The organism is Caulobacter radicis, from assembly GCF_003094615.1.
GTDB classification, from domain to species: domain Bacteria; phylum Pseudomonadota; class Alphaproteobacteria; order Caulobacterales; family Caulobacteraceae; genus Caulobacter; species Caulobacter radicis.
This window is the reverse complement of the sequence record NZ_QDKO01000042.1, coordinates 107,293-129,350: the sequence shown is the minus strand read 5'-3', so window position 1 is coordinate 129,350 and position 22,058 is coordinate 107,293. Positions and strand designations below refer to the sequence as shown.

The window sequence follows — 22,058 nt, the reverse complement described above, 5'->3', positions numbered from 1 at the left end:
CCCGCGGTGGCCTCGCCGTTTTGCGTTCCCGGAACAAGCGCCGCGCCGCCGATGCTCGGTTAGGCGGCGCGGGGGGAGGGGGCGAGGAGCTCGCGCAAGGCTGCGGTCTTGGGGGAAGAGGCTTGGCGTTGGACTGGGATGTTTCCGGGGGGATATCACGACGCCGTCCAGGTCAAGGCCTTGGCCAGTCGCTAGGATCAATTCGGCGTTTCGCACGCCGCGCACGGGTTGCTTCAAGAAGAAGGCGCCCTGGAGCGCCGCAAAAAAGCAGCCCGGTGACGTTGTCACCGGGCTGAGGCGGGGGAGGAAGAAAATTTCAAGCGGGGGAGGCTAGAATGAAGCGCGAACTCCGAAAGTATACCGAGAGCCAGTGTCCTGTATGTTCTTCACTCTCTCCTGCAATACGGAGTAGTCGTAGATGTACTCGTTCGTAAGGTTCACGCCCTGAACATACACCTGGATCGCCGGCGTAACATCGTAGGAGGCGCTGAAGTCCAGTTGCCCATAGGCGCGGCGATTTTCAGGCTGCCCATAGTCGCTAAAACAGGTCCGCAGGAACGCCGAGCGCCAGTTGTAGGACATGCGCGCCTGTACGCCGTACTTCTGGTAGAACACGCTGCCATTGGCCGAATGGGGCGACAGCCCGTTGTAGCCGCAGCTGTTGTTGGTCGATGTGGCGCGCTTGGCGTTGCTGCTGACGTAGGTGTAATTGCCCGCCACGCCGAAGCCGCCGAGGAAGCCGGAGGCCCATTGATCGGCAGAAAGCTGCCCGCCGACCTCCAGCCCCGTAACCGATCCGGTCGCGCCGTTGCGTGTGCGGGTGTCCTGGAAGGTGAACTGACCGATCGGAACGGGCAGCGTCTGGGCCTCAAGGAAGTCCGAGAACTTCTTGTGGAAGCCGGTGACGCTCACATAGCTGACGTCCGAGAGATACCACTCGTAGGACAGGTCATAGTTGGCGGACTTGAATGGACGCAGGCCCGGGTTGCCGCCGCTGGACACTGCGGCGGTGATACGCCCCGTATAGCTGTTGTCGACGCCAAGATCGGTCAGGGTCGGGCGCGTAACCGTCTGCGACGCTGCTGCGCGAAGCAGCATGTTGTCGGTCAGATCGTAGCGAAAGTTAGCCGATGGCAGAAGGTTCTTGTAGTGATTGCGGACGCTGACGGCGGCTGGGTTGGCGAACGTGAAGTTCAGATTGTCGTCGCCGGGATTGACCGAAATCGCCAGGATCGCCTGTCCGAATCCTTTCGACAGGACGGCCGTATCGGCGAAGCGTAAGCCGACGTTGCCCGACCAGCGCGAGCCGCCAAGGCCAATGTTGAGATAGGCGGCGAGCACCTCCTCCTCCACGTCGAGCAGCTGGCCGGGGCGATCGCGTAAGCCGAACGGGCCGCCAGGCAGGGCCAATTGCGTCGCCGCCACCGCCGCCTGCTGGGCTGCAGTGCGGCCCTGCCGCGCGGCGGCGAGGATCGCCGGCTGCGACAGATAGGCGATGATCGCCTTCGGATCGTAGGTGAGGAAATTGACCGGGGCCTTGTCGCTGCCCGATGCGTTGGGCAGCCAATCGCTCATCGTATAGGCCGATAACAGCGCGGTCGGGATGGGGATGTCATAGCCGCAGTATGTGCAGACCGTGTCCGAATTGTCGGCGTTGCTGCGGACCTTGTGGCGTTGGTTGTAGGCGACGCCGAATAGAACGGACCTGAAGACACCGTCGTCCGGGTTGCGATACTCTCCGTCGAGGTGAAACTCCGATCCGCGATCGCGAACCTTGCCCTCGCCTATGGACGTGTAGTGCGCCCGCATCAGGGCGGGGTTGGTGATGGGGCCGAGATTCGTAAGGATCGGCATGTCGGCGCCAGCACCCAGATCCCATCGTGGCGAGGTCTGCGCCAGCGAACCGACGACGACGAAGGCGTTGGGGGTGCGGTTTTTGGCCTCGGTGGTCGAAACGTCGAGCTTCAGGTCGAGAGCGTCGGTGACGCTCCATTTCAGATTTGCACCGACTTGGTAGCTGTTGGTGAAGCGATTGGCATAGGAAGCGTAGTTGTCGTTCTGAGACAGGGTTACGCGCTGATCGGCGAGCGACGGATCAGTCAGTGCAGGGTTGGCGGCCAGGAACTGCGAACCGGGCCGATTGAAGCCGACCACAGTATTGTTGCTATTGGTCGTCAGGCCGATAAAGCGCGGCGTGTAAAAGGCGCCGAAGGTGCGGCCTGTATTGTTGACGTTGAATTTCGAATAGAGGCCGTCGACAGTCAACAGCAACCTTTCGCTGAGCGCGGCCTGCACGGTTGAGGCGACGTTGAGGCGCTCGCGGTTCTCCAGATACCGGTTGAAGGTGGAATCGCGCGGCGTGAAGATGTTGCTGGGGCTGTTGATCAGGCTCGACGGACCCAGGCCGGTCGAAGTCGCGGAGCCGTTGATGAGCCCTTGCGCGCCCGGCAACCAACCGTGAATGATGAACTGATCGCTCTGGCTGTAGCGGTTGGTGTATGACGCCGACACCACCGCCCCGAAGGTTTTGTCCTGATTGGTGAAGGATGCGACGCCCGCGAGGTCGGGGCTCGCCTTGCTACGAAGCGTGTCATACATGCCGCCCGCCGATAGTGTCAGATGCGCTCCCGACTTGCCGTCCAGTGGCTTGGCGGTGATGATGTTCACGGTCGCGCCGATGCCGCCTTCCTGCAGCTGCGGCACCGAGCTTTTGAAGATATCCGTACGCTGGATCATGTTCGGCGACAGCACGTCGAACGAGAATTCGCGGCCCGGATTGTCGGTTGCCATGACGCGACCATTGACCAGCACGGTGTTGAACTGCGGGCCAAGGCCGCGGACCGTGATGAACTGACCCTCGCCGCCGTTCCGGTCGATTGCCACCCCGGTCACGCGCTGGAGTGAATCTGCGATATTGACGTCGGGGAACTTGCCCACGTCTTCCGCCGACACGGCGTCGACGATCTGCGAAGCGTTGCGCTTGATCGTTGCGGACGACCGCAGACTGGCGCGGATGCCAGTAACGATAACCTCCTCGACCGTGCTTTCGGTCGCCGCCGGATCAGCCTGCGCCTGCGCCTGCGCATGGGTCGAAAGCGCGCCGATTGCGACAGCACACAACCAGTAGACCTTCTTCATGGATCCCTCCCTTTTTCGGCTTCGGATTAGTCCCGAAGTTCGGAGTTCTGCTACCTCAATACCGGCATCTGGTCAATCAAAAACGGCATGTGATATTTCAATAGGCGATTTTGAGCTTTCTTATTGACCCGTTTCCATGTTTGTAGGAAGTCGAGAGGCTCAAAAGTCGATCAGTTGGCTTGTCGAGTCGTCACGGCTTGAAAATTGATATCTCAGGTGGGAGGCATCATGGCGGGTGCAAAAATCGCCGATTTCCGCGTGTCGCGGTTCCAGTTTCGGCGGGACCGCCGCGTCGGCGATTCGCAGGTGAGTGCGTCCCAGGCGAACCTGGTCGCCCTGGAGCTTATCGACGACGCTGGGCGCACGGGGCTTGGTTTCATGCAGATCCTGTTCCAGCCGCTGATGTCCGAATCCGGGATCGAGGCGGCGTTCCGGCAGGAGGCGTTTCCGATGCTCGACGGACGCGAGCCCGCGTCCCTGGCGCTTCAGGTGACGCGGCCGCGCGGTGGCAATGTGCGCCGCATGCTGCTGCCGTTCGAGGAAGCGATCCAGCACGCCGTCTGGGACCTGTTCGCGCAGGCCATGGACCTGCCTCTATGGCGGCTGCTTGGCGACAAGCGCGAGACCGTGCCGACCTATGCTAGCGGACTGGACTATCACCTCAGCGACCACGACTTCAGCGAGCTGTTCGGCCGCGCCGCTGAACAGGGCTATCGCGGCTACAAGATCAAGGTCGGCCATCCGGAGGTGGAGCGAGACCTGCATCGGCTCGACCTGCTAAAGAAGGCGACCGGTGACGATGGCCGCCCGGTTATGATCGACGCGAACGAGGCGTGGACCGCCGCCGAGACCCGCGCTGCGCTTGAACTGTTCGCCCGCGCCGGCCATCGCATCTACTGGATCGAGGATCCCATTCCGCGCGACGATTTCGACGGACTGCGCCGACTGCGGCTGGCCTGCCCCGATACCCGCGTCAACAGCGGCGAGTATCTGGACCTGACGGGCAAGCGCAAACTCCTCGAGGCCGAGGCGTGCGACATGCTGAACGTCCACGGCCAGGTCAGCGACGTGATGCGCGCGGGCTGGCTGGCCGGCGAGCGCAATGTCGAGGTGACGTTCGGCAACAGCATGCTGGAGATCGGCGTCAACATGGCGCTGGCGCTGCCGGGCGTGCGCTGGCTGGAGTACAGCTTCCAGAATTTCGAGCACCTCGTGGAAGAGCCCTATGTCATCCGTGACGGATTGATCCGCGGGCATGATCGCCCCGGCCACGGTTTGCGGCTGAGCGAGACGGCGCGTCGCGAGCACCGCGCCGCCGAGCCGCTCACCGAGGCGACGCTACCGCCCGCGCCCCGATGGGAGCGTCCGGCATGAGCGCTGGTCTGACCCCGCCGGTGGAGGAGCCCGCCGCCATCCTCGCGGCCGCGCAGACCGCCGAGGCCGATGCTACGCACTGGGTGACGGGCCGCGCCAAATGGGTGCTGCTCGTCTCGCTTGGCATGGTGTTCTTCACGCTGCTGACGCTCTACGCCTCGGCGCTGGGGGTGCTTCTGCCGAACCAGATCCAAAACCTGGATCCCGCCCACAAGGCCCAGACGCTTGGCGTCATCTACGCCATCACCTCGGTCTTCAGTACGCTGACGACACCGATCGCGGGCGCGCTGTCGGATCGCACGCGCGGTCGTTTCGGTCGGCGCACGCCATGGATCGTGGTGGGGGGAACGATCGGCGGGATCGCCATCATCCTGACCCCTTACGGGCCGGGCCTCATCGGCATCACCGCGATCTGGCTGGTCTCGGTCGTGACGCTCAATTCGATGCAGCCGGCGATCACGACCTTGGTCGCCGATCGCTTCTCGCCGGCCGAACGTGGCTTGGCCTCGGGCGTGGTCGGGGGCGCGATGACCGCTGGCGTCTCCTTCGGCACGTTCTTCGCCGGCACGCTGGCCGATCGCATCCCGCTCGCCTACGGCATCGTCGGCGGCGCGATCATCGTCGCCTGCCTGGCTTTCGTCGCCATCAATCCAGAACCCCGCGTGGCCCTGGCCCCGGCGCCGCCCTTCCGCCTCGGCGCCTTCCTGAAGGGCTTCTGGATCTCGCCGCGCGAACACCCCGACTTCGCCTGGGCGTTCTTCGGCCGCTTCGCGATCTATATGGGGTATCAGGCGATCCTGACCTACCTGCTCTACATCCTGCAGGACCATATCGGGCTTAGCCAGTCGCGCGCCAATGCGATGATCGCGACCATGTCGATCATCACCTTCGTCGCGCTGGTGATCTCTGGCCTCGGCTCAGGCGTGCTGTCCGATTGGGTCAAACGACGCAAGCCTTTGGTTTTCCTCTCCAGCCTCATCATGGCGCTGGCGGTGACGATGCCGCTGCTGGCGCCGACGACCGGCGGCATGTTGGCCTATGCGGTGCTGATTGGCCTGGGCTATGGCGCGTTCATGTCGGTGGACCTGGCGCTGATGACGCAGGTTCTGCCCAAGCCGAAGCTGGGTGAGCCGGACGCGACCGGCAAGGACCTTGGCATCCTGACAACCGCCGTCAACGTCCCGCAGATCCTCAGCCCGGTAATGGCGGCGACGTTGCTGTCGGTCACCGGAAACAACTACCCCGCGCTGTTTGTCGTGTCGGGCCTGTTCGTGCTGGTAGGGTCGTTCTTGGTCCTGCCGATCCGGTCGGTGCGTTGAGCATGACGGTCATCGACGCGCACCTACACTTCTGGTCGCTGGCGACGCCTGGTCACGAATGGCCGACGGCGGAAACGCCTGCGCTGCACCGTGATTTCGGACCCGGGGATTTGCGTGCGGCGACCGCCCCGGCCGCGCTGGCGGGCGCGGTGCTGGTCCAGTCCCAGCCCACCGATGCGGACACCGACTGGATGCTGGCGCTGGCCGCGCGCGAACCGCTGGTGCTGGGCGTGGTCGGTTGGGTCGACCTGACCGCGGCCGATGCGCCCGGGCGGATCGCCCACCTCGCAGCGCAGCCGAAGATGCGCGCCCTTCGCCCCATGCTCCAGGCGATCGAGGATAGCGAATGGCTGCTGGGGGACGCGGTCGCTCCGGCGATCGCGGCGATGGCCGCGCATGGCCTTCGGCTCGATGCGCTGGCGCAGCCACGCCACTTGCCGATGCTGGCCCGCTTCGTCGATCGCTGGCCGGACCTGCCCGTGGTGATCGATCACGCCGCCAAACCCGACGCCGCCAGCGGCGTGCTCGATCCTTGGCGTGACGACATCGCCGCGCTCGCCGCCCGCGGCGTCTATTGCAAGCTGTCGGGCCTGCGCACTGAACAGGCTCCGGGTCAGTCCGCCGATGACCTCGCATCCTATGTCGATCATCTGACGACCTGTTTCGGCGCGCGGCTGATGTGGGGCAGCGACTGGCCGGTGCTGACCCGGTTCGGAGCGACTTACGCCGAGTGGCTGGCGGATGCGAAGCGGCTGGCCGGCCTGTCGGGCGCGGCCAGCGAGCGACTGTTCGCGGGCTGCGCGCGTGAATTCTATGCCCAGTCCCTATCCGACGCCCTTGCCGGAGAGTTGCCATGAAGAGCTATCTTGCCCTGTCGTCGGCGGCGATCGTTCTGTTGATCGCGGCGAGCGCCGCGGCGCGGCAGTTGCCGCCGCTGCCGGCCATCCCCGCCATGCCGTCCGCGGAAGCGCCGGACTCGCACAAGGCCTTCAGCGCCATATCGCTGCCGACAGCGCCTGCGGCCACGCCGGTCGTCATCCATGTCTCGCCGCAAGGCGCGGACACGGGCGACGGATCGTCCGCCCATCCCTTCCACTCGATCGAGCGCGCGCAACAGGCTGTCCGAAGGCTCAATGGGTCGCACGACGTCACCGTTTCGCTGGCGGACGGCGTCTATCGGCTGACGACCCCGCTGCGATTCACGGCGGCCGATGGCGGCCAAGGCGGGCATATTGTCCGCTGGCAGGCGGCGGACGGGGCGCGACCGATCGTGTCAGGGGGCATGGCGGTGACCGGCTGGGCGCTGTCCGACCAGGCCCGCGGCCTCTGGGTCGCCAATGTGCCGCGTGGTCTCGACGCCCGTCACCTATGGGTCGGCGATCAAATGGCCCAGCGAGCGCAGGTCGAGGCGCCGCGCTCGGCCTTCGCTTTCACCGCCACCGGCATGACCATTGTCGATCCCGCGTGGCGCTTCCTCGCCGACCTGCCGGATGCGTCGCGGATCGAGGTGGAGAACACCGGCTTCTTCACCGATCGCCGCGCGATGGTGGAGCGGATGGAAGGCGACACGATCCGGATGCAGCAGCCGGGTTGGCGCAACAACCTGATCGGCTACGACACCCTGGCCCGCACGCTGGCGGGCGAGAAGGGGCGGCTGTTCTTCATCAACTCGCTCGCCTTCCTCCGTGAACCGGGCCAGTGGTTCGTCGATCCTGCGGCTGGAAAGCTCTACTACAAGCCTCGGGCCGGCGAGGATATGGCGCGCACCGAGGCTGTCCTGCCGAGATTGGAAACGCTGGCGTCGATCTCGGGCAGCTATGACCGGCCGGTCACCGACCTGCAGTTTTCCGGCATCGCCTTCCGTCACAGCAGCTGGCTGGGACCGTCGAGCGCGGAAGGCTATGCCAGCCAGCAGAGCGGCGCCTATCTGGCCGGCTGGATTCCCGGCTTTCCCGAGGATCCAATCCGCGATTGTAGCTGGGGATGCTGGGCGTTCGAGACGATGCGCAACCGCTGGCGCCAGCAGCCGGCGGCCGTGCAGGTGTCCGCCGCCGTGCGTGTAACCTTCGACCGTGTCGATTTCTCCCACCTGGGACAGATCGCCTTGGGCGTTGGCAACAATCCGGAGGCCCACGACAGCGGCGTCGGCTATGGCGCCGCAGGCGTGGAAGTGCGGCGCAGCACGTTCACGGATCTGGCCGGCGGGGCGATCATGGTGGGCGGCATCACGCCCGACGCGCACCACCCACCTCGGCCCGAAATGGGCGTGCGCAACGTGGTGATCGCCAACAACCGGATCGAGAACGTCTCCCAGGACTACAAGGAACAGGCAGCGATCCTCGTCACCTACGCCGCCGGTACGATCGTCACGCACAACGATGTGTCGCGTGCTCCCTATGACGGGATCGACATCGGCTGGGGCTGGGGCGTCAACGATCCGGGCGGAAGCGGCGCCTACCGCACCCGAACGCGCGGCTACTACGACCAGCCCGGCAATATCGTCTACGACACGCCCACGATCCTGCGCGACACCGTGGTGACCGGCAATCGCGTTCACCGGGTCAAGACGTGGTTCGCCGATGGCGGCGCGATCTATCATCTGTCGGCCGATCCGGGCGCGCTGATCGCGGACAACTACATCTACGACGTGCCCGGTGCGATCGGCCTCTATCTCGACGAAGGGTCGCGCTACCTAACGGTCCGCGGCAACGTCGTGGATGGGGCTGGCATCTGGCTGAACGCCAACACCATGGGCGGCTATCTTCCCCATCGTACGACCACAGACAATCTCGCGATCGGCAACTGGTACAACAGTGGTCGCCTGCTTGGCGCCTGGGACGACTACATGAACAACCGGTCGGTCGACAACGTGCTGGTGAGGGGCGACGCCTGGCCTAGGGCAGCGCGTAAAGTAATCGATCAGGCAGGCGTTGAGCCGTCAAAGCCGGAGTGAGTCGCTAGTGAAATATCAATTATCTCCTCCCGGTGGAAATGGGCGGCGCAAGTCGATAACGATAGACGTTATGACCAAGCCCAACCGTTCCGCCCGCACCCGCTCCGCCAACGCCGTCGTCGTCGAGCCAGCAGACTCCGGACGCCGCCTAGGCGACCTGGCCTATCGCCGCATTTTGGAAGGCTTGTTCGACCGACGCGTTCCCGCCGGGTCGTTCATTTCGCAGAGCGAGCTGGCCGGCCTGCTGGACTTGCCGATCCAGCCGCTGCGCGATGCGCTGCGCGTGTTGGAAACCGAAGGCATCCTCAAGATCCATGCGCGATCGGGCATCGAGTTCCTGAAAGCCGACCTGGAGTTGGCGCGCTCCACCTATCAGTTCCGCTCGATCATCGAGCGGTCGGCTGCGCGCGCTTACGCAGAGACAGCCGACAGCGCCGACATCGCGGCGCTGATCGAGGCCCACCGCGAGCTCTTGGAGCGCGTGAACGAGGAGGGAGCGAGCGAGGGCGTCAAGGTCCAGATGGAGAGGCTGGAGCAGGAGTTCCATGGCAGCATGATCGCCGCCCTGCGCAATCCGATGATCGAGACGACGGCCCGGCGGCTCAAGAACTACGTGGCTCTGATCCGGCTCGACCTGACGGCGACGGCTCCCAGGGTGGTCCGCACCATACGTGAACACCTCGACGTGTTGGAGGCCTGCCAGGACCGCGACCCCGTCGCGGCGGAAGCCGCACTGGCGCTCCACTTCCAGGCCGCGCTCCAGCGGATACTCGGCATGGTCTGAGCACTCAAGCCGCCAGCGGACCCGCCGTCCGCGTTTGTAACGACCGGAGACTATGATGAAGCCGACCCGTCCTTGCCGGGCTATCGGGCGAAGGAGCGCGCCATGACGCGCCGGTTCGTCCGCACGATCGATCTCGACGGCGACCCCGCCGCGATCGCCGCCTATGAAAAGGCGCACAGTCCAGGCAGCACGCCGCCCGCCGTCCTCGCCTCGCAGCGCCGCCACGGCGTCGCCGAGCTGGCGATTTATCGCGTCGGCAATCGGCTGATGATGGTGATGGACGTTACCGACACCTTCGATCCCGAGGGGCTTGACCGGGAAGCGCAGTCCGATCCGGCTCTGATCGAGTGGCATCGGCACATGAAGGCGCTCCAACGGCCGCTCCCAGGCCACGACGGCTGGGCGGAGATGCCCTGCATCTTTCGCCAGAGCGACCATCCATGGGAATAGGGGAGAAGAAGAGCATGAGGCTTGAAGGCAAGACCGCGATCGTCACCGCCGCGGCGCAAGGCATCGGCCGCGCGACGGCCGAACGATTTCGCGATGAGGGCGCACGCGTCTGGGCGCTGGATCGAGATGCGGCCGCGCTAGAGACGGTCGACGGCGTCGAGCGCATCGCCATCGATCTGCGCGACGTCGCGGCGATCGCCGCCTTGCCGGATCGGATCGGCGCGGCGGACGTGCTGGCCAATGTCGCCGGCTTCGTCCATGCCGGCACCGTACTGCAATGCGAGGAGCCCGACTGGGCGCTGTCCTTCGATCTCAGTGTCCACGCCTGCTACCGCATGATCCGGGCCTTCTTGCCGGGGATGCTGGAAAAGGGCGGCGGCTCGATCATCAACATGAGCTCGATCTGCTCAAGCGTGAAGGCGGTGCCGGGCCGGTTCGCCTACGGCGCAAGCAAGGCGGCGGTGATCGGCCTGACCAAGAGCGTGGCGATGGACTACGTAGGCCAAGGGGTGCGCTGCAATGCGGTCTGCCCCGGAACGATCGAGACACCTTCTTTGCGTGAGCGGGTCATCGCCCAGGCGGCGGCGCAGGGTATTTCGGTCGATGAGGCGCATGCCGCTTTCGTGTCGCGCCAGCCGATGGGGCGCCTCGGCCGCGCCGAGGAAATCGCCTCGCTGTTTCTCTATCTGGCGAGCGACGAGGCCGCCTTCATCACCGGCGCCGTCCAGGTCATCGACGGCGGTTGGGTCAACTAGGAGTTAGACCATGAAATTGCTTCGCTACGGCGAGCCGGGGCGTGAGCGTCCCGGCCTTCTCGACGCCGACGGACGTATCCGGGCGCTGCCTGAGGCGATGGGCGATCTGGGCGGCGAGCGGCTGACGGCGAACGGCCTGGCCGCAATCGCCGCCCTGGATCCTGCAACGCTGCCGTTGGTGGAGGGGCAACCTCGGCTGGGCTCGTGCATCGCGCGCCCCGGCAAGTTCGTCTGCATCGGCCTCAACTATCGCGACCATGCGGCCGAGAGCAACCTGCCCATCCCGGAGGAGCCGGTGGTGTTCGGCAAGTGGACCAGCGCGGTCGTCGGTCCCAATGACGATGTTGAAATACCCCGCGGGTCGCAAAAGACCGACTGGGAGGTCGAACTGGGCGTGGTTATCGGCGCGCGCGGCCGGTATCTGGCGCGCGAGGACGCGTTGGCCCACGTCGCCGGCTACTGCGTGGTCCATGACGTCAGTGAGCGGGAATTCCAGACCGAGCGCGGCGGAACATGGGACAAGGGCAAGGGTTGCGACACCTTCGGCCCGATCGGCCCCTGGCTGGTCACCGCCGATGAAGTGGGTGATCCGCAGGCGCTGGGACTTTGGCTGGAGGTGGACGGCCATCGCTATCAGGACGGCAACACCGCCGACATGATCTTCGCCGTCGACGAACTGGTTTCCTATTGCAGCCAGTTCATGACCCTGGAGCCGGGCGACATCATCTCCACCGGCACGCCCAAAGGTGTCGGCCTCGGTCAGAAGCCGCCCGTCTATCTGCGCGCTGGCCAGACCGTGCGACTGGGCATCGAAAAGCTGGGCGAGCAGCAGCAGAGGTTCGTCCCGGCGACCTGAGCGGACGGCGATACGCCCGGCCGACATTCAGCCGGTCGGGCGTATCGCCGTCATCCTTCCAGCAGGATGGAGCGGTCGATCTGGGCGATGCTGTTCACCCCGGTCAGGGCCATGGCGACACGCATTTCCTTTTCGATCAACGCGATCAGCGTGGCCACCCCCGTCTCCCCATCGGTCGCCAGCGCATAGAGCCAGGCGCGGCCGAGCAGTACGCCATCTGCCCCGAGCGCCAGCATGCGCACCACGTCGAGCCCCGTTCGCACTCCAGAGTCGGCCAGCACGGCGACGCGTTCTCCCACCGCATCGGCGATCGCCGGAAGGGCTTTGGCGGTAGAGGACGCACCGTCGAGCTGGCGCCCGCCATGGTTCGATACGACGATGGCGTCTGCGCCCGCATCGACTGCGGCGCGGGCGTCGTCGGGATCAAGAACGCCCTTGATGATCAGCGGTCCGTCCCAGGCAGCGCGAAGCCATCCGATATCGGCCCACGCGATCGACGGATCAAAATTGGCGCCCAGCCACCCCATGTAGTCGCTCATACCTGAGGCTTGTCCCAGCACGGGCGCCAAATTGCCCAGTTGGTGCGGGCGGCCCCGCAGACCTACGTCCCACGCCCATCCCGGGCGCCCGATTGCCTGGGCTAGGCGGCGCAGCGGCGCATGCGGCCCCGCCATCCCGGCATGGGCGTCGCGATAGCGCGATCCGGGCACGGGCATGTCGACGGTGAAAACCAGTGCTTCCGCCCCCTGTGTTTTCGCCGTCGCTATCAGGTCGGCCATGAAGGCGCGGTCGCGGATGACATAGAGCTGGAACCACAACGGCCCCGAAGTGGCCGCCCGCACTTCCTGCAGCGAACAGAGCCCGACGGTGGACAGTGTAAAAGGTAGCCCTGCTGCCGTTGCCGCCCGCGCCGCCTGCAGCTCGCCACGCCGACGGAACATGCCGCCGATTCCGATTGGTCCTAGCGCCAAGGGCAATGGCCGCCTTGCGCCGAGCAGGTTCGCCGACAGGTCGATATCCGCCACGTCGCGCAGCACGCGCTGGCGCAGGCCGATCCGCTGAAGATCATCGACATTGGCGCGCAGCGTCATTTCCGCGCCGGCGCCGCCATCAGCATATTCAAACAGGAAGCGTGGCAAGCGCGACCGCGCGGTTCGTCGGAAATCAAGCGGAGACGAAACGATCGCCAAGGGCTGCCCTCCACAAATTCGCGCCGTTAGGCGCTCGACAACACGCCGCCAACAGTGCGAAATGTGCTGATGAGATATCAGTTATCTGTCTCAGGTGGAATTTTTAAGCGCAAGAGATATCTTGTGTGAAGGCAAAAGAGATGGGGTGAGGCATGGACGCGAGCGCTGAACGACTGCAGGGCTCTTCGTCGAGGCTGCGGCTGCCGCGCCTCGGCTTGGGCGCATCGGTGATTGGGGGGCTGTTTCGGCGCATTGACGATGGCACGGCTCAGGCGGCGATCAAGGCCGCGCTTGATGGCGGCGTCATCTATGTCGACACAGCGCCTCACTATGGCCGAGGTCTAAGCGAGCGCCGGGTCGGCGACACATTGCGCGGCCGCCCGGATGTACTTGTCTCCACCAAGGTGGGCCGGCTCATGATGCCCGACGAAGGCGTTATAGACGATCGTGAGCGTGATGGTTTCTTTTCCGCCATGCCCTTTTCGCCGCACTACGATTACACCGGCGATGGCGTTCTGCGCTCGTTCGAAGCTAGCCTTCATCGGTTGGGCCTGGCCCGCATCGGCCTGCTGCTGGTCCACGATATCGGCAAGATGGTCCACGGAGACCGGCATGAACACTACTGGAACCAACTGACCCGCGGCGGCGGGTTTGCGGCGCTCGAAAGGTTGCGCGACGAAGGGGCGATCGACGGCTTCGGCTTGGGCGTGAACGAGATCGCGGTATGCCATGATGCGATTCAAGCCGCGCCGCTGGATGCGATCCTGCTCGCCGGCCGCTACACGCTGCTGGAACAGACACCGCTCGACAGGTTGTTTCCAGCCTGTATTTCAGCCGGCGTGACAGTGATCGCCGGCGGCCCGTATAACAGCGGCATCCTGGCCAGTGGTACGCGGCGTGGCGCAGCGCATTACAATTATGGCGAGGCGCCCGACGGCGTCGTTGGCCGCGTGCGCCGGATGGAAGAGCTGGCCGACGCGCACGGCGTACCGCTGGCTGCGGCGGCGCTGCAGTTCCCTCTTGCCCATCCCGCTGTCGCCTGCGTCTTGCCCGGACTGGGCGACGCCAATCAAGCTCGCCAGACGCTCGACTGGTTCGATCTGGCCATACCGGCCGAGTTCTGGACCGAGATGCGCGACGAAGGTTTGCTGCGGGGGGACGCCCCGCTGCCATTTCATTGACCTCAGGATCGACGCCTCATGACCGACATGCCTTCGCTGTGCGTCACTCGCCGCCTGCCCGACCCGGTGGAACAGCACCTCGCCGCAGCCTGGCGCACCACGCTCAGCGCCGATGATCGACCGCTCGGGGCGGAGGGACTGGCGCGCGCCATGGCGGATTACGACGCGCTGATGCCGACGATCACCGACAGTATCGATGCGGCCCTGCTGGCCGCTCCCGGTCGCCGCGTGCGGATCATAGCGAACTACGGCGCGGGCGTTGACCATATCGATCTCGATGCGGCGCGCGCCGCAGGCGTCGTCGTTACCAACACGCCCGACGTGCTGACCGAAGCGACAGCGGAAATCGCCATCCTGCTGATGCTGATGGCCAGCCGCCGCGCTAGCGAGGGTGAACGCGAGCTACGCGCCGGGGCCTGGAGCGGCTGGCGCCCGTCGCACCTCATCGGACAGGGATTGGCGGGGCGGACGTTGGGACTGGTGGGCTTTGGCCGAATTGCCCAGGCGACCGCCGCCAAGGCGCGGGGGCTGGGACTGCGGGTCCGTTACGCCAGTCGAACGCCCGCGTCCCCCGACGTGGAGGCGGCGCTGGGCGCTAGCCGCGCGGCTTCGCCTCAAGCGTTGGCCGCCGAATGCGACATCCTCTCTCTGCACGTGCCTGGCGGTGACGACACCCACCATCTGGTCGATGCGGCGTTGCTGGCGGCGATGAAGCCGCATGCGGTCGTGGTGAACACCGCGCGCGGATCGGTGATCGACGAAGCGGCCCTGGCCGGAGCGCTGACTGTGGGGAGGATCGCGGCCGTCGGCCTTGATGTTTATGAGCACGAACCGGCGGTGCATCCGCAACTGCTGGCCCATCCGCGCGCGGTGCTGTTGCCGCATCTCGGCAGCGCCACGATTGAGGCCCGCTCGGCGATGGGGATGCGCGCCGCCGCCAATCTCGAGGCCTTCTTCCGAGGAGAGGAGCCTGCGGACCGTGTCGCCTGAAGAACCCATTGCCGCGCTGATCGCGGACCGACTCGCGCGGCGTCGGCACGCCAAGCCCTTGGTGCTGGGGCTTTGCGCGGCGCAAGGCAGCGGCAAGTCCACAATCGCCGCACGACTTTCCGGGCGCTTCCCGCGCAGTGCTGTGCTGTCGCTGGACGATATCTACCTCACGCAGTCTGAGCGACGCCGGCTGGCGCGCGAGGTGCATCCTCTTTTTGAGACTCGCGGCGTGCCCGGCACCCACGATGTCGGGCTGGGCGTTGAAACGATCGCGGCGTTGTCGGCTGGCGAGCCCGCATTGCTACCGCGCTTCGACAAGGCGGTCGACGACCGCGCCCCAATGGCGGTGTGGCCGCGCGCGCCGCGCGACAGCGAACTGCTGATCTTCGAAGGCTGGTGCGTAGGGGCGGCGCCGCAGGATGTGGAGGCGCTGGCCGCACCCGTCAATCTACTGGAAGCCAACGAGGATCCGGATGGCGTATGGCGCTGCTATGTCAATGCCGCGCTTGGCGGCGCCTATCGTGCTCTGTTTGAGAAGATTGACGCGCTGACGCTGATGATACCGCCGAATTGGCCGACAGTCCTGCGCTGGCGCACTGAGCAAGAAGAAGCGCTGCAGCACAAAGCCGGCGGATTGGGCGGCGCCATGGACGGGCCGCGTCTTGCTCGCTTCGTCAGCCACTATGAACGGCTGACCCGCCATATCTGGTCTGAAATGCCCGCTCGCGCGGATCTGTCCGTTCGGCTTGATGCATCGCGCAGCTTAGATGTCAGTCTATGAGACATCCCTTTCGACGGCGCGCACGTCCTGCGAAAAACGAGGCGTTTAGTAAATGGGGGCAAGCGCTTGTCGTCATGCCAGCAGGTTCGCCACGGGCGCCTGATGTTTGGTGGACGCGACGTCGCTACGCAAGGATGAGCCGAGTTCCTCCCTGGCGTTAGCCGCTACGTGGCTGCGTAGTTTGGGGGGGCTTTGGCGCACTTTGAACCGGTTCAGCCCGGCTTCACGACGCCACCGCCGCCCGAAACAGCCAGCGTAAACTCTGAAAGTGACGACTTCAGTTGTCGTCCCGACAATGACGCGCGCATAGTCAACCGTCTTGAAAAGGCCGACTGAGAGGCAGGGCTCGGCGTCGGCCTCTCGAGGCTGTCGCTCGGCATCAAGGCGCGCGGCGGCGCTCCACGACCTCCAACGCGCAGGTCAGCGCGGACCCGGTACGACCGTCAACCCCTGACGGATCACCTGCCCCTGGAGGCCCGTGCCGAGCAACATGGCCTGCAGCGCCTGGGACGGCGTAAAGCTGCCGCTTACCGACCGGGACCGCAGACCGTTGACGGCAAACGACCGCGAGATAGGGCAGTGGGTCGCGTCGGACAGGGCGTTCAGCGCATCCTCAAGAGGCATGGCGGCGATGCGGATTTCGATGGAATCGTTCTGGCAGTTGTATCGCGGCGTGGCAGCGGCGTGTGACGTCGCCCGCGTCACTGAAAAGCCCTGTCTTATGGCGCGCGCGCTCATGCCCTGGTTCTCAACCAAGGCTTTGAGCGCCTCCATCGGGGTGTAGACGCCTCGAACGGCGTTGCTGGTGAGGCCTCGGCTGTGGGTTGTTCCAGAAATCGGACAGTGCGTCTGACGAGACAGATCGCGAAGCGCAGCCTCCATGGGTTGCGCACGAATGTCGATGTCGAGAGATTCATTGACGCACGGCTGTGAGGTCGATTGCGCGAGGGCCGGCATCTGCCAAGCGCTCCCGGCTGAAGCTCCAAAAACCACTATCAGGACAGCCAGGAAACGCATTGCAGAAATCCTTGATGAACATACTGGCGTCTATCGCCATCGGCGCGCCTCCTCCTCGCATCGGACCTGCAACCAAACTTGGAGCGTAGTCTGGTGGAAAATCGATTCATTGAGGAAAAGTGTAGAACGATATTCCGATTTCTTAATTTGATATATCAGTATCGCGTTTGAAGACGTGAAAGTTTTGCAAGGATTGCTTTGCCGCTGGGGCAGGACATTTTTTAGGAGGCTGCAAAGGCTTAACGCCGCCGCGCTCACCGATTGCGTCGCGGACTCGCGCGCCGCGCGGGCGTCGGCAGTACAGGACACCAGCCAACTGGACGGTCAGCGCCGCGCGGATTGGTCAGTCCGCGCCAGGCTATTGGCACGTCGGATGTCTGCTTTCGGAGCGGTTTCTATTTCCCGCTCACGACCCAATGCGGACTCTGATCTGCTAGGCCGCTGCGGGCCGTCCGTTTTGCCTTATGATCTTCGCGAACACCCATCGACTCACGTCTGCAGGGGGTGGAGTAGCATGTCGTTTGACGAAACTAGCTGGATAGTACGGGCGCCGGGTGATTTCGAGCGGTTTGAAGCGTCCCTCAACGGGGCGGCCTACGGTCCACATCGGCACGACACATACGCCATCGCCATAACCGTCGCGGGGGTGCAGAGCTTCTCCTACCGCGGATCACGGCGTCATTCGGTGCCCGGTCAGATCGTCGTTCTCCATCCGGATGAGCTTCATGACGGTCACGCCGGGGACGGGCGACACTTCCGGTACCGGAGCGCCAGCGTTGCACCATCCGCGCTTCAGCAGGCTCTCGGCGGACGCGCCCTTCCGTTCCTTGCCGAGGGCGTATCTGACGACGCGCGGCTGCACGCGGCCGCCACGGCCCTTATTGGTGATCTCAACCAAGACCTCTGTGGCCTGGAGTATGATCAGGCCATGCTCGACCTCGCGGAGGCGCTGTCAGAGCTTGGGAGTGAACAGACGTATCACCGGCGCGTGGATTTCCAGGCGGTGGCGCTGGCGCGCGCATTCATAGACGCCCACCCGGACAGCAATGTCCGACTTGATGATCTCGAACGCGTCAGCGGGCAGGATCGTTGGCAGCTCTCGCGCGGATTCCGAGCGCTGCTGGGCGTCAGCCCATATCGCTATCTGATCTTCCGCCGCCTCGACACAGCGCGAGCCATGATGAACGGCAGGACCCCGCTTGCAGAAATCGCCGCTGCCAGCGGATTTTCTGACCAGAGCCACCTGACGCGACACTTTCGGAGCGCCTACGGCCTGACGCCGGCGCAATGGCAACGGCTCAATCGTCCTAGACCGGTATGAGGCGCGCCCTCAGTCTCCATAAGATGAAGAACAAGATCAGCCTCACGCAGAAACTCGCCATGGTCTTGGACCATTGGGCGCCGCGAACGGTCGCGACGCTCAACGACTATGACATCATGATCGTCAAATTCCTGGGCCAGTACGCTTGGCACACGCACGCTGACACGACGAACTTTTCTTTGTTCTACAGGGTGAACTTGAAATAGAGCTGCGGGCATCACGCTTGGGCCCGGAGACCTTTTCGTCGTCCCGAGGGGCGAGGAACACCGCCCGCACGCGAGACGCGAAGTGGAGCTTTTGCTCATCGAACCTTCTGGCGCGCCAACAGCGGCGAGCCCGAAACCGCCGCCCTGCGTCAGTGGGAGTGAACGCACACGATCGTTCTATAACTGGACCGCGACCCGCTTCAGTCTGCGGGTATGAACCTCAGAACCATTTACAGCACATCACCGGCGCGCGGCTGGCTTCCATGGGCGCTTCTCACTCCCGTCATCTGCATCGCCCTCGCGATCGCCACCGAGATTCCGTCCGCGCTTTTTCTTGATCGGTTCGGCTTTGTGGATGCACAAGGCGATTTCGTCGGCGCCCAAGGCCTCACGGCGATGCTGTTTGTATCCTTCATCACCTGGCTGCTCGCCGTTGCCGCATGGATAGCCGTCGTCGAGCGGCGGAACGCCGGCACAATCGGTCTTACGAGAGACGGTGCGGCGCAAGGATTCTATGGCGGCCTGGTTGTTGGTGTAGTCATGCCGTCGGCAATGATAGCCTGTATCTGGTTGGCCGGCGCCTACGAACCTGGCGCACTGTTTCCGGCCGCTCAGTTCTCTGGCGCAATCATCGCAATGGCTGGCCTCTTCGTAGGTTTCCTCGTTCAAGCCAGCATCGAAGAAATCATTTTCCGTGGATGGCTCACCTCAGTCATCACACGCCGCACGAACCTCATCGTTGCCGTCCTGTTATCGTCGCTTACCTTTACGCTGATGCATTTCTCCCGGGGTCAGCCCTGGCTCGTCACCGGCAATACTCTGCTTTTCGCTCTCTTCGCGAGCGCGTGGTCAATCTCATCCAACAACATTTGGGGTGTGATGGGGTGGCACGTGGGATGGAACTGGATAATAGCCACCGGCTTCGACGTGCCGGTCACCGGCCTAGACGCGGGCGTGCCCGCGCTCATCGTCTCGCTGGCCCCAGCCGGAACGGACTTTCTCACCGGTGGCGCGGATGGCCCGGAGGGAAGCATCTTCTGCACGCTGTTCTTTGTCTGCGGCATCATCTTCTTTATGTGGCGCATCGCACGAAAACGCAGAGACGTCGGACCGGATCACAACAAACCTGCGGGCGCGCAGATTTGACGATGCGGCCACCCTTCTCGGAAGTTGGCGGCCGCGCTCGTCAGCGCCTGCAGTCTAGAGAAAAATCTTCGATGGAAGTGGCGCCACTACGTCAATGCGGTGCTCGCCTCAGCTGTCGTGTGGCTCGCTCGAAGCGCTGGCTTGACGCCTTCGGGCTGGCTTACTCCCGTGATGGCGGGCCAAACAGGAGGGCGGGCTGCTTAGAAGAGGCGCGCAGGACGCGGTGCCATGGGCGCTGCGCAACTGGCGCGTTCAGTCTGCGGTCTCGTCACCGTCGGCGATCATCGCTTTTACAAGATCGAGAAGAAGTCGCCGGATCGAACCCCGTCGGATTTGCGGAAAATGCTCAGCCAGTTCCACACCTTCCGATGAGGCCATAAAGTCCATGACCATCCTCGCCGATTGGGTTTGGCGTTCACCATCCTCACGGCTCCCCGCCGGATCAACCAAGCCGTCGAAGAAGAACGCCACCGGCACACCCAGCGCCCTTGCGATCGCATACAGCTTTGAGGCGCTTATGCGATTGGCGCCGCGCTCGTACTTTTGGATCTGCTGAAAGGTCAAACCTAGCCTGTCGCCCAATTTCTCCTGGGTGATTCCGAGCGCTTTTCGGCGCACACGCACGCGCGTTCCGACAAAAATGTCGATAGGATCGGGGCCGCGGGTTTCAGCTTTGACGTTCATGAAAGCCTCCAGGCTACGCAGTCTGACGGGCCGGCGCGGCGAAGGGACCACTTTCCACCTGGAACTGCCCAACCAGCCTGGAGAGTTCATGCGCTTCGGTGCTGAGGCTGGTCGCGGCGGCGGTGGCCTCCTCCACCATGGCGGCATTCTGCTGGGTCATCTGGTCCATGTGATTGACGGCCACATTGACCTCGGCGAGGCCCGTGGCCTGCTCATGAGACGACGAGGCGATTTCCGAGATGAGGCTGTCGATTTCGGTGACCTTGGCGACGATGCCGGTCAAGGCCGCCCCAGTCTCGTCCACCAGCTTGACGCCGCGTTCGACCTGGGCGGTCGATCTGCCGATCAAGATCTTGATCTCTTTGGCGGCTTCGGCGGAGCGTTGCGCCAAAGCGCGGACCTCGGATGCGACCACGGCGAAACCCCTGCCAGCCTCATTGGCCCGAGCCGCCTCGACTCCGGCATTGAGGGCCAGAAGATTGGTCTGAAAGGCGATCTCGTCGATTACCGCGATGATCTGGGTGATCTGTCGTGACGAGCCCTCGATCTCGTCCATCGCCGACATGGCCTCGCGGACCACCTGGCTGGACCTGTGAGCTTCATTGCGCGCTTGTGAGGCCGCGCTGAAGGCCTGCTTGGCGCTTTCAGCGCTGCGTTTCACGGTGGCTGTGATCTGGCTCAGGGCCGCGGCGGTTTGCTCGAGGCTAGCGGCCTGCTGCTCGGTGCGGCGAGCAAGGTCATGCGACGCGGTGGAGATTTCGCGGGCCCCGCCATTGACCTGCCCGGTCGAGGCAAGGATCGATGATATCGTGTCCTCGAGCGTGTCGCAGGTGGCGTTGAAGTCGGCGCGCACCTTCTCGTACGCGGCCTCGACAGGCCCTTGGATACGATAGGCCAGATTGTTGCGCGCCAGTTGGTCGAGCCCTGCGGCGATCTTGTCAACGGCCTCCACCCTTCCGGTTATGTCGGTGGCGAACTTGACGATCTTAAGGATGCGTCCGCTCTGATCGAAGATCGGGTTATATGAGGCTTGGATCCAAACGTCTCTGCCGTTCTTGCCTCGACGTTTGAACTCTGCGGCGATGAACTCGCCGACGTTGAGCCTGCGCCAAAAGTCCTCGTAACTTGGTGAGCGGCCATAGTCAGGCTCCACGAACATCCGATGGTGCTTGCCCTGGATTTCCGAAAGCTCATAGCCGAGCGTCCTGAGGAAGTTGTCATTGGCGGTGAGGACTTCTCCGTCCGGCGTGAACTCAATGACGGCCTGGGCCCGGGAGATGGCGTTGAGCTTGCCTTCGAAATCGATGTTCCTCAACTTTTCAGCCGTGATGACGGTCGCCACCTTTACGACCTTGCTCACTACGCCTCGCGCGTTGCGAACCGGATTGTAGGACGCCTGGATCCAAACCTCAGTGCCCCCCTTGCCGATGCGAAGATACTCTTGTGCGTCAAATTCACCTCGACCGAGCTTGGTCCAGAACGCAGCGTAGTCGACGGTCTTGGCGAAGGCTGGGTCAACGAAAAGGCTGTGGTGCCGCCCCCTAATCTCGCTGAGACTGTATCCTAGCGCGGCGCAGAAATTGCGGTTTGCCGCCAGGATCGTCCCCTGTGGGTCAAACTCGATAATAGCAAGTGAGCGATCGAGGGCCTCCAAGGTAGCCCGTTCGCCTGAAGCGCCGCGCAATTGGAATGTCATGGTCTTCCCTCCTCCATCGCATCACGCAAGTGATCGGCATGGTCGACAAGCTGGGCCAATAGCGTGGCCACGAGAGCGGGCAGATCTTGCTGCTGGGTGTCCTGCGCCATGGCCTGGCGCCCGTACTCAAGCTGGAGGGCCCGGGCGAAGGCGTCTGGCCGCTCGCCCATGAGGATTGAAGCCAGAACCATGGTCAGGCTCTCCAGGGCGCTCAGAT

Annotated in this window: 20 protein-coding genes; 14 read left to right on the top strand and 6 right to left on the bottom strand. The window is 64.2% G+C overall.

Annotation, left to right across the window (positions count from 1 at the left end):
* Window positions 1-330: 330 nt before the first annotated feature.
* Entirely contained in the window at window positions 331-3,138 is a 2,808-nt protein-coding gene (locus tag DDF62_RS22550) for a TonB-dependent receptor (protein WP_116491188.1), read from the bottom strand.
* A gap of 228 nt (window positions 3,139-3,366) precedes the next feature.
* Here DDF62_RS22550 and DDF62_RS22545 point away from each other — a divergent pair, with 228 nt between their 5' ends.
* The 8 genes from DDF62_RS22545 to DDF62_RS22510 all read left to right on the top strand — a co-directional run bounded on the left by DDF62_RS22545 (window position 3,367) and on the right by DDF62_RS22510 (window position 11,629).
* The gene (locus tag DDF62_RS22545; protein WP_116491187.1) at window positions 3,367-4,512 is read left to right on the top strand and encodes a mandelate racemase/muconate lactonizing enzyme family protein; all 1,146 of its coding nucleotides are present in this window, start codon (window positions 3,367-3,369) and stop codon (window positions 4,510-4,512) included.
* A complete protein-coding gene (locus tag DDF62_RS22540) occupies window positions 4,509-5,831 on the top strand; it encodes an MFS transporter (protein ID WP_116491186.1) in 1,323 nt (440 codons plus the stop codon). Before DDF62_RS22545 ends, DDF62_RS22540 begins: the two co-directional genes overlap by 4 nt.
* Before the next feature lie 2 nt (window positions 5,832-5,833).
* Entirely contained in the window at window positions 5,834-6,688 is an 855-nt protein-coding gene (locus DDF62_RS22535; RefSeq protein ID WP_116491185.1) for an amidohydrolase family protein, read from the top strand.
* Complete coding sequence (locus DDF62_RS22530; protein ID WP_208866917.1) at window positions 6,685-8,784, top strand: right-handed parallel beta-helix repeat-containing protein; 2,100 nt, start codon at window positions 6,685-6,687, stop codon at window positions 8,782-8,784. The genes DDF62_RS22535 and DDF62_RS22530 overlap by 4 nt, the downstream gene beginning before the upstream one ends.
* A 70-nt stretch (window positions 8,785-8,854) precedes the next feature.
* Window positions 8,855-9,568 (top strand): GntR family transcriptional regulator, encoded by a 714-nt coding sequence (locus tag DDF62_RS22525; protein WP_116491184.1) that lies wholly within the window; start codon window positions 8,855-8,857, stop codon window positions 9,566-9,568.
* A 102-nt stretch (window positions 9,569-9,670) separates the two neighbouring features.
* Window positions 9,671-10,018, top strand: a complete 348-nt coding sequence (locus DDF62_RS22520; protein WP_116491224.1) for an L-rhamnose mutarotase — start codon at window positions 9,671-9,673, stop codon at window positions 10,016-10,018.
* Between the two features lie 14 nt (window positions 10,019-10,032).
* Window positions 10,033-10,773: an SDR family oxidoreductase gene (locus tag DDF62_RS22515; protein WP_116491183.1), complete on the top strand. Its 741-nt coding sequence runs from the start codon at window positions 10,033-10,035 to the stop codon at window positions 10,771-10,773.
* 10 nt (window positions 10,774-10,783) lie between these two features.
* The gene (locus tag DDF62_RS22510) at window positions 10,784-11,629 is read left to right on the top strand and encodes a fumarylacetoacetate hydrolase family protein (protein WP_116491182.1); all 846 of its coding nucleotides are present in this window, start codon (window positions 10,784-10,786) and stop codon (window positions 11,627-11,629) included.
* A 50-nt stretch (window positions 11,630-11,679) separates the two neighbouring features.
* Here DDF62_RS22510 and lldD read toward each other — a convergent pair whose 3' ends face one another.
* A complete protein-coding gene (gene lldD, locus DDF62_RS22505) occupies window positions 11,680-12,819 on the bottom strand; it encodes an FMN-dependent L-lactate dehydrogenase LldD (RefSeq protein ID WP_116491181.1) in 1,140 nt (379 codons plus the stop codon).
* 152 nt (window positions 12,820-12,971) lie between these two features.
* On the opposite strand from lldD, the gene DDF62_RS22500 reads away from it, so the two are divergent.
* From DDF62_RS22500 to DDF62_RS22490, 3 genes are read left to right on the top strand one after another with little or no spacing between them, the layout of a single operon-like run.
* Window positions 12,972-14,000, top strand: coding sequence for an aldo/keto reductase (locus DDF62_RS22500; protein ID WP_116491180.1), 1,029 nt, complete (start codon window positions 12,972-12,974; stop codon window positions 13,998-14,000).
* A gap of 18 nt (window positions 14,001-14,018) precedes the next feature.
* Window positions 14,019-14,990 carry a 2-hydroxyacid dehydrogenase gene (locus DDF62_RS22495; RefSeq protein ID WP_116491179.1) on the top strand — a complete coding sequence of 324 codons (972 nt, stop codon included), beginning with the start codon at window positions 14,019-14,021 and terminating at the stop codon, window positions 14,988-14,990.
* Entirely contained in the window at window positions 14,980-15,771 is a 792-nt protein-coding gene (locus DDF62_RS22490) for a kinase (protein ID WP_116491178.1), read from the top strand. The genes DDF62_RS22495 and DDF62_RS22490 overlap by 11 nt, the downstream gene beginning before the upstream one ends.
* A gap of 420 nt (window positions 15,772-16,191) precedes the next feature.
* Here the strand turns inward: DDF62_RS22490 and DDF62_RS25430 are convergent, their stop codons facing one another.
* Window positions 16,192-16,728, bottom strand: a complete 537-nt coding sequence (locus DDF62_RS25430) for an STN domain-containing protein (RefSeq protein WP_165832342.1) — start codon at window positions 16,726-16,728, stop codon at window positions 16,192-16,194.
* Between the two features lie 574 nt (window positions 16,729-17,302).
* Here DDF62_RS25430 and DDF62_RS22480 point away from each other — a divergent pair.
* From DDF62_RS22480 to DDF62_RS22470, 3 genes are all read left to right on the top strand, one after another.
* Window positions 17,303-18,109, top strand: coding sequence for an AraC family transcriptional regulator (locus DDF62_RS22480; RefSeq protein WP_116491176.1), 807 nt, complete (start codon window positions 17,303-17,305; stop codon window positions 18,107-18,109).
* Between the two features lie 23 nt (window positions 18,110-18,132).
* Complete coding sequence (locus DDF62_RS25900; RefSeq protein ID WP_208866916.1) at window positions 18,133-18,315, top strand: cupin domain-containing protein; 183 nt, start codon at window positions 18,133-18,135, stop codon at window positions 18,313-18,315.
* A 213-nt stretch (window positions 18,316-18,528) separates the two neighbouring features.
* The gene (locus DDF62_RS22470; RefSeq protein ID WP_116491175.1) at window positions 18,529-19,461 is read left to right on the top strand and encodes a CPBP family intramembrane glutamic endopeptidase; all 933 of its coding nucleotides are present in this window, start codon (window positions 18,529-18,531) and stop codon (window positions 19,459-19,461) included.
* Window positions 19,462-19,713: 252 nt separating this feature from the next.
* On the opposite strand, the gene DDF62_RS22465 is transcribed toward DDF62_RS22470, so the two are convergent.
* The 3 genes from DDF62_RS22465 to DDF62_RS22455 are packed head-to-tail and all read right to left on the bottom strand — an operon-like array spanning window position 19,714 to window position 22,032.
* Entirely contained in the window at window positions 19,714-20,145 is a 432-nt protein-coding gene (locus DDF62_RS22465) for a helix-turn-helix domain-containing protein (RefSeq protein ID WP_116491174.1), read from the bottom strand.
* A gap of 13 nt (window positions 20,146-20,158) precedes the next feature.
* Window positions 20,159-21,841 (bottom strand): methyl-accepting chemotaxis protein, encoded by a 1,683-nt coding sequence (locus DDF62_RS22460; RefSeq protein ID WP_116491173.1) that lies wholly within the window; start codon window positions 21,839-21,841, stop codon window positions 20,159-20,161.
* Window positions 21,838-22,032, bottom strand: a complete 195-nt coding sequence (locus tag DDF62_RS22455) for a hypothetical protein (protein WP_165832341.1) — start codon at window positions 22,030-22,032, stop codon at window positions 21,838-21,840. Before DDF62_RS22455 ends, DDF62_RS22460 begins: the two co-directional genes overlap by 4 nt.
* Between the last annotated feature and the right edge of the window lie 26 nt (window positions 22,033-22,058).